The 12,767-nt window shown below is 66.1% G+C and carries 11 protein-coding genes; 5 read left to right on the forward strand and 6 right to left on the reverse strand.

Annotation, left to right across the window (positions count from 1 at the left end; translation table 11 throughout):
• Nucleotides 1–60: 60 nt before the first annotated feature.
• Nucleotides 61–981, reverse strand: a complete 921-nt coding sequence (locus tag ACZ1I5_RS01140) for a ThuA domain-containing protein (protein ID WP_465171912.1) — start codon at nt 979–981, stop codon at nt 61–63.
• Nucleotides 978–2,861 (reverse strand): pyrroloquinoline quinone-dependent dehydrogenase, encoded by a 1,884-nt coding sequence (locus tag ACZ1I5_RS01145; RefSeq protein ID WP_465171913.1) that lies wholly within the window; start codon nt 2,859–2,861, stop codon nt 978–980. Before ACZ1I5_RS01145 ends, ACZ1I5_RS01140 begins: the two co-directional genes overlap by 4 nt.
• 204 nt (nt 2,862–3,065) lie before the next feature.
• On the opposite strand from ACZ1I5_RS01145, the gene ACZ1I5_RS01150 reads away from it, so the two are divergent.
• The 5 genes from ACZ1I5_RS01150 to ACZ1I5_RS01170 all read left to right on the forward strand — a co-directional run bounded on the left by ACZ1I5_RS01150 (nt 3,066) and on the right by ACZ1I5_RS01170 (nt 9,220).
• Nucleotides 3,066–3,515: a type II 3-dehydroquinate dehydratase gene (locus ACZ1I5_RS01150; RefSeq protein WP_465171914.1), complete on the forward strand. Its 450-nt coding sequence runs from the start codon at nt 3,066–3,068 to the stop codon at nt 3,513–3,515.
• Nucleotides 3,512–4,798 (forward strand): MFS transporter, encoded by a 1,287-nt coding sequence (locus tag ACZ1I5_RS01155; protein ID WP_465171915.1) that lies wholly within the window; start codon nt 3,512–3,514, stop codon nt 4,796–4,798. The genes ACZ1I5_RS01150 and ACZ1I5_RS01155 overlap by 4 nt, the downstream gene beginning before the upstream one ends.
• 98 nt (nt 4,799–4,896) lie before the next feature.
• On the forward strand, nt 4,897–7,830 hold the full coding sequence (locus ACZ1I5_RS01160) for a TonB-dependent receptor domain-containing protein (protein ID WP_465171916.1): 2,934 nt from the start codon (nt 4,897–4,899) through the stop codon (nt 7,828–7,830).
• Nucleotides 7,831–7,917: 87 nt separating this feature from the next.
• Nucleotides 7,918–8,817, forward strand: coding sequence for a shikimate dehydrogenase (locus ACZ1I5_RS01165; protein WP_465171917.1), 900 nt, complete (start codon nt 7,918–7,920; stop codon nt 8,815–8,817).
• 4 nt (nt 8,818–8,821) lie between these two features.
• Nucleotides 8,822–9,220: a VOC family protein gene (locus tag ACZ1I5_RS01170; RefSeq protein WP_465171918.1), complete on the forward strand. Its 399-nt coding sequence runs from the start codon at nt 8,822–8,824 to the stop codon at nt 9,218–9,220.
• Between the two features lies 1 nt (nt 9,221).
• On the opposite strand, the gene ACZ1I5_RS01175 is transcribed toward ACZ1I5_RS01170, so the two are convergent.
• Genes ACZ1I5_RS01175 through ACZ1I5_RS01190 form a run of 4 tightly spaced genes read right to left on the reverse strand, consistent with a single transcriptional unit; the run spans nt 9,222 to nt 12,746 of the window.
• A complete protein-coding gene (locus ACZ1I5_RS01175) occupies nt 9,222–10,229 on the reverse strand; it encodes an aldo/keto reductase (protein WP_465171919.1) in 1,008 nt (335 codons plus the stop codon).
• A 2-nt stretch (nt 10,230–10,231) separates the two neighbouring features.
• Nucleotides 10,232–11,401, reverse strand: coding sequence for a 4-hydroxybenzoate 3-monooxygenase (pobA, locus tag ACZ1I5_RS01180; protein ID WP_465171920.1), 1,170 nt, complete (start codon nt 11,399–11,401; stop codon nt 10,232–10,234).
• An 18-nt stretch (nt 11,402–11,419) separates the two neighbouring features.
• Nucleotides 11,420–11,803: a hypothetical protein gene (locus ACZ1I5_RS01185; RefSeq protein ID WP_465171921.1), complete on the reverse strand. Its 384-nt coding sequence runs from the start codon at nt 11,801–11,803 to the stop codon at nt 11,420–11,422.
• Between the two features lies 1 nt (nt 11,804).
• A complete protein-coding gene (locus tag ACZ1I5_RS01190; RefSeq protein ID WP_465171922.1) occupies nt 11,805–12,746 on the reverse strand; it encodes a Gfo/Idh/MocA family oxidoreductase in 942 nt (313 codons plus the stop codon).
• Nucleotides 12,747–12,767 lie beyond the last annotated feature (21 nt).

The raw sequence follows: 12,767 nt of genomic DNA on the forward strand, positions 1-12,767 counted from the left end.
TGCGGAGGCATGGACCCCGGAACAAGTCCGGGGTGACAGGAGTGGGTGGATAGGCCTCCGCTATTTCCCCGCGACCATCGGATGCGGTTTCGGCACGTCCGTCCCGCCGCCCAGCGCCCATCTGATCCCCTCGAGATACATGGTCCGCACCCGGGGATCGTCCCAGCTGGCATCGGTGTGGCCGAGGTCGGAATAGAAGACGCGGCCCTTGCCGTAGGATTTGATCCAGGCGAGCGGGAAGTCCTTGTCGGTGCGGTGGACATTGGGGTTGGTCAGGTCGACGCTGGCCGGGTCGATCCGCGCGAGCACGTCGAGCTTGTCGCGCGCATAGGGCGTGGCGGTCATTTCATAATGCTCGTCCTTGACCGTCATGCCGGTCCTGAACGCCTTCATCGCCGGGAAGCCGGGGCGCTCGACGATGATCTTGGCGTCGGTGATCATCCAGGGATGATTGTCGAAATAGGCGCCGATCATCTCGCCATATTCGGGCCAGGTGTAGCCGGTCGCGGTGGCGGTGTGCACGCCGATGAAACCCTTGCCGTCCTTCGCGATGAAATCGAGCAGGTCCTGTTTCTGCTGCGGCGACATGCTGGTCTCGCCATTGGTGTAGAACAGCACGGCGTCGTAATAATCGAGGTTGCGGCCGCGCGATTGTTTCTTGCCGCCCTTGGCATAGTCGAACTTGCCCCAGACCTCCCCCTTGGTGATCAGGTCGGTGTCGGTACGGATGAAGGTGACATACGCGCCGGACTCGCGCCCGATCTGCTCGATCACCGAGGCGGCGTGCGACAACGCGCTGTGGGCGGTCTGGTTGCCGGTCGAGATGTCGGCGATGACCAGCAGGCGCTTCTTGCCGGCATAGGCATCCTCATAGCCCGGCGGCGGACGCCGCTCGGCGGGCGGCGGCGTGACCTGCGCGGAAGAGGCGGCGGCCAGGGTCAGCGCGGCGATCGACAGGATGGTGCGGCGGCGGATCTTCATTGGGCGGCTCCCTTGGGCGGCAAGGCGAAGGCAGTGATGGTATCGCCGGTGAGCGGGCTGTCGAGGAAGCTGCCGCCAGTGGCGGAGACCGCGACGAACTGGCGGCCGCCGGCGAGATAGCTGACCGGGGTGGCGTGCGCGGCGGCGTCGAGCTTCACCGTCCAGAGCTCCTTGCCGGTGGCGGAGTCGAAAGCGCGGAAGCGGGCATCGTCGCTCGCGCCGATGAAAACGAGGCCGGAGGCCGTGGCGATCGCGCCGCCGATATTGGGACGGCCGGTGCGCTGCTTGTCCTCGGGCAGGCTGTCGGTGATGCCGAGCGGCACCTGCCAGGCGATCCTGCCGGTCCTGGTGTCGACCGCGCTCAGCCGGCCCCAGGGCGTCTTCTGGCACATCATCTTCGTGTCGGGTTGCTGGAAGCGGGCGCTCAAGGTGCCACGTTCATAGGGCAGCGGCCCTTTCGACGGGACGAGCGAGGTGACCTGGCCGAGGTCGCTGGTGTTGGTGAAGAGCAGGCCGGAGCGCGGATCATAGGCACTGCCGCTCCAGTTGCCGCCGCCCTGCAGGCCGGGGAAGCTGATCGTCGGTTGTTCGAGGCGCACCGGCACATAGAGCCCGCCGGACACCATCCTGTTGCTGGTGATCCAGTTCGCGCACCAGCTTTTCAGCTCGGGCGTCACGTCGGCGACATCGGCCATGGTGAAGCTGGTGCGGGCGAGCGGGGGCGTCGCGGTCGGGATCGGTTGAGTCGGCGAGGCGGCCTCGCCGGGCACGTCGCTTGCCGGGAAAGGCTTCTCCCTGACCGGCAGGATCGGCTTGCCGGTCACCCGGTCGAGGATGAAGAGCAGGCCGTTCTTCGAGGTGATGGCGACCGCCGGAACCGTCTTGCCGCCGACCTTGGCGTCGAACAGCAAGGGCGGCGCCTGGAGATCATTGTCCCAGATGTCGTGATGCACGACCTGGAAATGCCAGAGATATCTGCCCGTCTTCGCGTCCGCCGCGACGAGCGACGTGCCGTAGAGATTGTCGCCCTTGCGGTCGCCGCCATAGCGATCGAAGGCGGGGGCGCCGAACGGCATATAGACGATGCCGCGCGCCTCATCGACGGTGAGGAAACCCCAGGCGTTGACGCCCGAGCGGCCCTCGGCGCTGCCGGGCGCCCATGTCGCATAGCCGGGCTCGCCCTTGCGCGGCACTGAATGGAAGGTCCAGACCAGCCTGCCGCTGCGCGCATCCCAGGCGCGGACGTCACCCGCCGCGCCGATCGCGGGGAATTCCTGCACGGCGGCGCCGGTGATGATCAGGTCGCCATAGACGAGCGGCGGCGAGGTCATGCCGTAGAAGCGGGCATTGCCGGTGCCGATGATCTCGGGCGTCTTCATCTCGACCGCGCCGTTGGTGCCGAAGCCGGCGGACGGTTTGCCCGTCGCGGCGTCAAGCGCGAGCAGCCGCCCGTCGCGCGTGCCGAAGAACAGGCGCGCCGCCGTGGCCGTGTCGCCCGGCCAATAGTCGAGGCCCCGGACCGAAGGCTGGCCGCGGTCGAGCAGCGAGACCCAGATCTCCTTGCCGGTCGCCGGATCGAGCGCGACGATGCGGCCATAAGGGGTGGTGATGTACATGCGCCCGCCGATCACGAGCGGCGTGACCTGCGATCCGGCGAAGCGCGAGCGTTGCGCCCGTGGCGGGCCGACTGCCTCGGCCGCGCGCTGTGCCGCATCGGCCGCTTCCGGCGTGAGCGACGGGTCGGCCGCAGGTTTCATATGATAGACCCAGGCGGGCGCGAGGTCCTTCACATTGGCCGGGGTGATCTCGGTCAGCGGGGAGAAGCGCTGGCCGCCCTTGTCATGGCCATAGGTGGCCCAGTCGCCATCCGTGGCCGCCATGGCCGCCGACGAAAGCACCGAACACAGGAGCGCCGCAGCACCTAGCCTCATCATCCAACCCCTTGCTCCGCGCCGGTCACTTTCTGGCTGGGCGCTTATATATGAACTGGTTCGTACATTTCCCTTTTCAACGCAAGACGCTTTCGGTATCGGGGACGAAATCGATGCCGCATGGCGGACATCGGCATGCCCGGGAGAGAATGATTGGCACGCGCAGTCCATGTCCTGAACGGACCGAATCTCAACCTGCTGGGCGAGCGCGAGCCGCATATCTACGGCCATGACACGCTGGCCGATGTCGAGGCGATGTGTCGCGTCGAGGCGGATGCGGCGGGTTTCGACCTGGTGTTCCGCCAGACTCATGCCGAGCATGAGATGGTCGAGTGGATCCAGGCCGCACGCAAGGGGTCGGCCGGGCTGGTGATCAATCCCGCGGCGTTCACGTATGCCGCCTATCCGGTGCTCGATGCACTGAAGCTGTGCGACTGCCCGATCGTCGAAGTGCATATCAGCAACATCCACCGACGCGAGGCCGAGTGGCGGTCGAAATCGATCATGACTCAGGTCGTGACCGGGATCATCTCGGGGCTCGGCGTCAACGGCTATCCGCTGGCCATCCGGCATATCGCCTGGCTGCGGAGCCGCGAGCAATGAGCGGCGCGATGGGTGCGCCCCGTGCGACCCGCGCGCGTATGGGCGTGCTGGTGCTGATCACGATCGCCACCGCAATCAATTATCTCGACCGCTCGGCGATGGGCGTGGCCAAGCCGGAGCTGGTCAAGGACCTGCATATCTCGCCCGAAGTGATGGGGCTGATCTTCTCGGCCTTTTCCTGGACCTATGCCATTGCCCAGATCCCGGGCGGCATCGTGCTCGACAAGCTCGGCACGCGCATCACCTATGCCTTTTCGCTCGGCCTGTGGTCGCTGGCGACGCTGGTGCATGGCTTCATGACCAGTGTCGCGGGGCTGGTGACGGCGCGCATGGCGCTAGGCATTGCGGAGGCGCCGTGCTTCCCGGCCAACAGCCGCATCCTGAGCACCTGGTTCCCGCAATCGGAGCGTGCCCGGGCGACCGGCGTCTATACCGTCGGCGAATATATCGGGCTGGGGTTGCTGATCCCGGTGCTTGCCTGGATCGTCGCGACCTGGGGCTGGCGCTCGCTGTTCTTCATCGTCGGCGGGCTCGGCATCGTCTTTGCTCTGGTCTGGTACCGGTTGTACCGCGATCCGGAGCATAGCAACCGGGTCAACCAGGCCGAGCTCGACGTGATTGCGGCCGGCGGCGGGCTGGCCGCGGGCGGTGCCTCGATCCCCTTCACCTGGGCCAATGTCGGCAAGCTGATGCGCAAGCGCCAGATATTGGGCGCGTCGATCGGCCAGTTCTGCAGCAATTCGACCCTGGTCTTTTTCCTCACCTGGTTCCCGAGCTATCTCGCCGAGGAACGCGGCATGGACTTCATCAAGACGGGCTTCGCCGTGTCCCTGCCCTATATCGCGGCCTCGGTCGGGGTGATGCTGGGCGGGGTCGTCTCCGACTGGCTGATCCGCCGCACCGGTTCGCCGAGCATCGGCCGCAAGCTGCCGATCGTCGCCGGGCTGCTGCTCTGCGCGACGATGGTCACCGCCAATTTCGTGGACTCGAACGCCTTCGTCATCGTGATCATGTCGATCGCCTTTTTCGGCCAGGGCATGGCCGGGCTGGGTTGGACCCTGCTGTCCGATGTCGCGCCCAAGCCGATGATCGGGCTGACCGGCGGGCTGTTCAATCTCTGCGCCAATCTGGCCGGGATCGTGACGCCGCTGGTGGTCGGTTTCGTGGTCGGCGGGACCGGCAGTTTCTACGGTGCGCTGGTCTATATCGGCGCGCTCGGGCTGGTCGGCGCGGCCGCCTATATCGTCATTCTGGGACCGGTCGAGCGCGTCTCGATCGATTGAGTCGATCCGGTTCGAATGTTTTGACATGTACCAGTCCGTTCATTAAGTAACGAAACAGTTAGTGCAAAAAGCACGACATATAAAAAGGGGAAGATGCCATGAAGAGCGCACGTCTGACGTTGAGTGTTTCCGCCATTCCATTCCTGATGCTCGCAACTGCTCAATCCGCCTTCGGCCAGGCCGTGCCGGCGACGCCGTCGCCGGCCGAGGCGACTCAGGTCGAGGATGACAATGGCGAGCGCATCGAAGACATCATCGTCACCGGATCGAGCCTGCGCGGCGTCGCGCCGGTCGGCTCCAATCTCGTCACGGTCGGGCGCGAGCAGATCGAGGATATCGCGCCGCAGACCGCGCAGCAGCTGCTCAAGACCGTGCCGTCGGTCGTCGGATCGCAGAGCGCCGGGCAGGGCGCCTATGGCAGCTTCGACGGCGCCGGCACCAACGCCCCGACGATCCACGGCCTGGGCGCCTCCGCCTCGAACAGCACCCTGGTGCTGATCAACGGCCATCGTTTCCCGCTGACCGGCCTGAATCATGCGCTGGGCGATCCGAACATCATTGCGCCGCTGGCGGTCGAGCGTGTCGAGGTGCTCGCCGACGGTGCGTCTTCGGTCTATGGCTCGGACGCGGTCGCAGGCGTCATCAACTTCATCACCCGCCGCAGCTATAGCGGCATCGAGGCGACGGCCCAGGCTGGCTTCGGCGACGAATATCGCACCTTCAATGCCGGCGTGCTCGCTGGCACGAAATGGGACAGCGGATCGGCGCTGGTCTCCTACAATTATTCCGACCGGTCGAACCTGCTGGCGGGCGACCGTGCCTTCACCAAGGCGGATCACCGGCCGCAGGGCGGCACCAACTTTGCCGGCTATGGCTGCTCGCCCGCGACGGTGACCGCCAACGGCCTGATCTATTATTCGCCCTATACCGCCGCCGGCCTGCCCAACAATGCGGCGGCCAACGGCGCATGCGACTTCACCGGCCTGACCGACCTGATCCCGTCGGAGAAGCGCCACAGCGTGATCGCGACGATCCGGCAGGAGATCGGCGACAAGTTCACCGGTACGGTCGACGTCGTCTATTCGAACCGCAAGAACCATCAGACGGTCGCGCGCGGATCGGCCAGCGCCACGATCTTCGGGCCGGGTTCGGCCAATGCCGCGCAGATCAACCCGTTCTTCACCCTGCCGACCGGCGTCGTCGCGACCTCCGAAACGGTCAATTTCGATGCCGACGCGCTGTTCGGCCCGGGCGCCTATATCGATTCGGGCGCGGAGAATTTCTACGTCGCGGCTGACGGCGTCTATCGCATCACCGATACGTGGAACTTGAATGTCGGCGCCGTGGCGGGGCGCGACTCGTCGCGGCAGTTCAATTCGGGCCAGCTCAACGCCAGCGCCTATAACCTCGCGGTCAACGGCACGACCAATGGCGGCGGCAACGCCACCGCGCCGTCGATCCCGGGCTCGACGACGATCATCCTCAACACCCCGCTGACGACGGCGAACGCGTTCGACCCGTATCGGGTCCCGGGCAACCGGTCGTCGGCCGCGACGCTCGCCAAGCTGATCGACAACAACCAGACCCTGGCGACGCGCCAGACGCTGACGAACATCTATGCCAAGGTCGACGGGGCGTTGTTCGATCTGCCGGGCGGCGCGGTGCGCGTCGCGCTGGGCGGGGAATATACCAAATATCATATCGACCAGGACATCACCCGGCCGAATGCAACCGGCCCGGCCTCGACCGGATCGTCGACGCTCAACCTGCGTTACGACCGCGATGTGAAATCGGCCTATGTCGAGGTGCTGCTGCCGCTGGTCGGGCCGGACACCGGCATCCCGGGCGTGCGCAAGTTCGATGTCATCGTGTCGGGCCGCTACGACAAATATAGCGATTTCGGCGAGACGAAGAATCCGAAGATCGCCGCCAACTGGGAAATCGTCGAGGGCGTGAAGATCCGCGGCAACTGGGCCGAATCCTTCGTCGCCCCGGCACTGACCAGCTTCGGCACCAACGCGGTCGGCCTGACCGGCGAATCCGGCTTTGCCGGTGCCAATGGCAGCAGCGTGCCGGGCGGCACCTTCACCGTTTCGACCTCGGCCTTTCCCGGGGCGATCGGCCTGCCGGGCTGTCCGGCGGGATCGACCACCTGCACGATTGGGAGCGGCGTGACCGGCCTGTTGCTGACCGGCGGCAATGCCGACCTCAAGCCGCAGACGGGCAAGGCGTTCAGCATCGGTATCGACCTGACCCCGACCTTCGCCCCCGGCCTGCGGGTCAGCGTGACCTATTGGAACAACAAGCTGCGCGGCGGCATCACCTCGCCGGTCCCCTCGCTCGCCCTGGGCGCGGCCGACCTTGCCTATCTGCTCCAGCTCTATCCGGCCGGCGCGACGCCGGCGCAGATCGGCACCGCTACCGCCGGCCTGCCACAGACCGGTGCGCTCAACGCGACGACCTATTTCATCTATGACTATCGCCAGCGCAACGTGCTCAACCTCGATGTGGCCGGTATCGATGCCAGCGTGAACTATTTGACCAGCACCAGCTTCGGCGACCTCAATTTCGGCGCCAGCGGCACGCTGAAGACCAAGTTCGACCAGTTCTTCGGCACCAACGGCACCAAGTTCAGTGTGCTCGGCACGGCGGGCTTCAACACGACCTTCCCGTCGGTGAAGTTCGAGAGCCGGGCGAATCTCGGCTGGTCGCTCGCCGGGTTCAGCGCCAATGTCTATCTGAACTATCTGGGTGCCTATCGGAACTGGAGCGGATCGAGCCAGGTGCCGATCACCCGCACCAATGGTTTCCCGACCGGCGGCGGGGCGCGGGTGAAGCCGAACACCACGGTCGACCTCAACCTGTCGTACAAGATCAAGGACGTGTTCCTGAAGGAAGCGCAGATCTTCGTCGACGTGACCAATCTGTTCGACCGCGACCCGCCTTTCTACAATGTCTCGGCGGGCTACGATAACATCAACGCCAGTCCGATCGGGCGCGTGGCCACGATCGGCCTGAGGACCAAATTCTGATGACCGGGGCCCGCTTGCCGATCGTGGGCGGGCCCTTTTTGCCAGCGGTCTCGACCAAGACCCCGTGGCGCGTACGGAGCGTGTGATTTGACGAGTGAAGCTTCCCCTTTTCCGGAACAGCGACGGTCCTTTCTGACGGGGTTGCTTGGCCGCGACATATTGGCATCACGCTCGCCCTGGCTTCACGAACGCGAAGCCGATGCGCAGGGGTTGCGGCTGGTCTATTCGCTCTATGATTTCGCCGCGCGCGGGTGGGACGAGAGCGACCTGCCGACATTGCTCGACGCGGCGGCGATGGTCGGGGTTTCCGGGTTGAACGTGACTCACCCCTATAAACAGGCAGTCGTGCAGTATCTCGACGACCTGTCCGAAGGGGCGCGGCGGATCGGCGCAGTCAACACGGTGCATTTCGTCGACGGCAAGCGCATCGGCCACAATACCGACGTGACCGGGTTCGGCGAGAGCTTCCGCCACGGCCTGCCCGATGCGGCGATCGAGTCCGTGGTGCAGATGGGCGCCGGCGGCGCCGGCTTCGCGACGGCGCATGCATTGCTCGATCTCGGCGTGGCACAGCTGCAGATTTTCGATGTCGACAGCGCGCGACGCCGGGCGCTGGTCGAGAAGCTGGGGCGCGATTTCGGCGACGGGCGCGCGGTCGAGGGGACCGACCTGGAGACGGCGATCGCCGGCGCGGACGGTATCGTCAATGCGACGCCGATCGGCATGGTGAATTATCCGGGCACCTCGATCCCGGTCGAGTTGCTGCGGCCGAGTCACTGGGTTGCCGACATCGTCTATTTCCCGCTCGAGACGATGCTGTTGAGCGAAGCGCGGCGGCGCGGGTGCCGCACGCTGGACGGCAGCGGCATGGTGGTGTTCCAGGCGGCGGCGGCGTTCGACATCTTCACCGGGGTGACCGCCGATCGCGAGCGCATGCTGAAGAGCTTCGTCGATTTCGTCAGTGCCCCGGCGGTGCGTGCGGCCTGAGGCGATGATCACGCTCGGCCATGTCAATATCCGCACCACCCGCCTCGACGAGACCTGCGCCTTTTACGAGAAGATCCTTGGTTTCCGGCGCGTGACCGCGGCGACCAATCCCGATCCTTCGCGCAATCTCTGGCTGGCCGATGCGGCAGGCCATCCGAGCGTTCACGTCAACGTGTTCCGGCCGGGCGAGTCCGTGGTCGCGGGCGGCGGCACCTGCCTCGACCATATCGCGTTCAACTGCCCCGATCGCGGCGCGATGGCCGCGTTGCTCGAGCGCGAGGGCATTCCCCATACCGAGATCGAGACCCGGGTGCCGGGGCTGGTGCAGTTCAACCTGCACGACCCGAACGGCGTGCGGGTCGAGCTGACCTTCGGGCATGAGCTGGTCCGGCTGGCGGACTGAATCAGGCGAGCTCCTCGCCGGGCAGCAGCTCGGTGCTGACCTGGGCCTGCAATGGCGCGGCATAGCGGGCGCCGCGGATCGCGCCGGGCGCGAAGATCGAGTCGACCCGGGCGATCGTGTCGGTGCCGAGCGTGACGGTCGCCGCCTTCACATCCTCTTCCAGATGCGCCGAATCGCGCGTGCCCGGGATCGGCACGATATGGTCGCCCTGCGCCAGCACCCAGGCAAGGGCGAGCTGGGCCGGGGTCAGCCCGATTTCGGCCGCCAGCGTGTCGAAGGCAGCGACCGCCTGGAGGTTGTGCGAGAGATGGGGCTCGACGAAGCGCGGCATATGGGCGCGGATATCGCCCGCCGGGTAGCGATCGTCACGGATCGCGCCGGCGAGCATGCCGCGCGCGACCGGCGAGAAGGCGACGAAGGCGATGCCGAGCTCGCGGCAGGTGTCGAGCACCGCGACTTCGGGGTTGCGCACGATCGGCGAATATTCGGTCTGGACCGCGGCGATCGGGTGGACCGCCTGGGCTCGGCGGATGGTTTCGGCGCCCATTTCGGACAGGCCGATCGTGCCGATCTTGCCCGCTTCCTTCAGCCGGACGAGCGCGCCGACCGAGTCCTCGACAGGCACATCGGGGTCGGGGCGATGCAGATAGAGAAGGTCGATATGGTCAGTGCCGAGGCGGCCGAGCGAACGGTCGACCGAGCGGGTGATCGCGTCGGGCGAGCCGTCGAGGGTGCGCTTGCCGTCGACCATGTCGAGCACGCATTTGCTCGCGAGGGTGAACTCGGCCTTGCGGTGCATGATCGCACCGGCAATCAGCGTTTCGTTGCGGCCGCCGCCATAGAGCGCGGCGGTATCGATCAGCGTGACGCCGAGATCGAGCGCGCGGTTGAGCAGGCGCGCGCCGTCTTCCGCCGAGGGCGCCACGTCATAGGCATGGCTGAGCCCCATCGCGCCGAGGCCGATGGCGGAGACGGAAAAGGGGCCGATGCGGCGGACGGGCAGGGGCATGGTTAGAGCGGCAATCCCACATAGTTTTCGGCGATCGCGGTCTGCATTGCCTCGGACGAGGCGACATAGTCTAGCTCCGCGATCTGCATGCGGTGCTCGAACGGGCCGTCCTCGGGGAAACGGTGCATCAGCTTGGTGAGGTACCAGCTGAATCGCTCCGCCTTCCAGATGCGGGCGAGCGCCTTGTCCTGGTAGCCGATCAGGCCGGCCTCGTCGTTTCTTTGGTAGTGCGCGGTCAGCGCGTCGGCGAGATAGGCGACGTCCGAGGCGGCGAGGTTCAGGCCCTTGGCGCCGGTCGGTGGCACGATATGGGCGGAATCGCCGGCCAGGAACAGGCGGCCGTGGCGCATCGGCTCGAACACATAGGAGCGAAGCGGGGCGATCGACATCTCCAGCGCCGGGCCGCGGGTGACGCCGCGGCTCGAAATGGGATCGAAGCGCAGCGCGAGCTCGTCCCATAGCCGGTCCTCGGGCCAGTCCTCGACCGTGTCGGTCAGCGGCACCTGGACATAATAGCGGCTGCGTGTCGCCGAGCGCATCGAGGCGAGCGCGAAGCCGCGCGGGCCGTTGGAATAGATCAGCTCGTGATGGCAGGGCGGCACATCGGCGAGGATGCCGAGCCAGCCGAACGGATATTCGCGCTCGAAGTCGCGCGCGACGCTGGCCGGGAAAGCCTTGCGCGAAGGGCCGTGGAAACCGTCGCAGCCGGCGATGAAGTCGGCCTGGATCGTGACCGTCTCTCCGCCGCTGGTATAGCTGATCGAGGGATGATCGCTATCGACATCGTGGAGCGCGAGGTCCTTCGCCTCGAACACGATGTCCAGCCCGCGCTCCGGCGCGGCGGCGAACAGGTCGCGGGTCAGCTCGGTCTGGCCATAGACCATGACATGCTTGCCGGTGAGGCGCGTGATGTCGATGCGGATCAGCCGCTCGCCATCGGCGAGGTTGAAGCCCTCCTCGATCAGCCCTTCGGCCTTCATCCGCGCGTCCACGCCGAGGCGGCTCATCAGATCGGTCGTCACCGTCTCCAGCACGCCCGCACGGATGCGGCTCTCGACATAGGCCTGGGTCTGGCGCTCGAGGATGATACAGTCGATCCCCTCGGCGCGCAGCAGATGGCCGAGCAACAGCCCGGCGGGGCCGGCGCCGATGATCGCAACGCCGGTCTTCATGTCCGTGCTCGCATAAATTCAGTCTTTCCGAAGCTGGTCGAGGGCGCCGCGCACCCAGGCGACGAACTCCTTGTTGGCCTGGCGCACCCCTTGGGCGGAGGCCCGATATTGCTCGGCGTCCTCGCCCAGCCGCACGGCGGGCCAATTGGCCTGATGGAGCGCCGCAGCCGAGCGCATCCGCGAGAATTTGCCGCGATATTCCTGGGCCATGCCGGCCTCCGCCGCGCCGAAGATCGGCTCGGCGATCTTGCCGACCTCGGCGATCCGGAGCGAGAGATCGCGGCGCAACCGGATCAGGTCGTGGCGCCGCGCGTCGTCGGCCCGGTCAGCGATGCTGGCCAGTTCGGCCTGGATCGCCTCAAGCGCGCTCAGCTCTCGGGAAAGGGGGGTGAAATCGGGCATGTCACGCATCCAGCTGCTGTTCGAGGGCGTCGAGCACGCGGTAACAGGGCAGGACCTGGGCGACCGAACTGTTGGGCTCGCGGCCCTCGCGGATCGCGGCGATGAACTCGCGGTCCTGCAGCTCGATGCCGTTCATCGAGACATCGACTGTGGACACGTCGATCTGCTCGTCCTTGCCGGTGAAGAGATCGTCGTAGCGCGCGAGATAGGTCGCGGTGTCGCCGATATAGCGGAAGAAGGTGCCGAGCGGCCCGTCATTGTTGAAGCTGAGCGACAGCGTGCAGATCGCGCCGCTTTCCGCCTTGAGCTGGATCGACATGTCCATCGCGATGCCGAGCTCGGGATGGATCGGCCCTTCGATCGCGTTGGCCTTGACGATCGGGCCGGCCTGATAGGCGAACAGATCGACGGTGTGCGCGGCGTGATGCCAGAGCAGATGGTCGGTCCAGCTGCGCGCCTCGCCCTTGGCGTTCATGTTCTTGCGGCGGAAGAAATAGGTCTGGACGTCCATCTGCTGGATGTTGAAGTCGCCCGCGGTGATCCGGTTGTGGATGAACTGGTGGCTTGGGTTAAAGCGGCGGGTGTGGCCGACCATGCAGGTGAGGCCGGTTTCCTGCTGCTTCGCCAGCACCGCCTCGGCATCGGCCAGGCTGTCGGCGAGCGGGATCTCGACCTGCACATGCTTGCCCGCGTCCATGCACTGGATCGCCTGCTCGGCGTGCATCTGCGTGGGCGTGCACAGGATCACGGCATCGACATCGTCGCGCGCGAGACTGTCGGCGAGATCGGTGGTGGCGTGGCCGATGCCGTATTTGTCGGCGATCGCCTGGGTCGGTTCGAGCCGGCGGCCGACCAGGGAGACGACCTCGACACCCTGGATCAGCTTGAGGCCGTCGAGATGTTTTTCACCGAAGGCGCCGGCTCCGGCCAGGGCGATTTTCATGTCCAGATCCTTCTTCACCCC

This window comes from Sphingomonas sp. BL-S-30, from assembly GCF_055521475.1.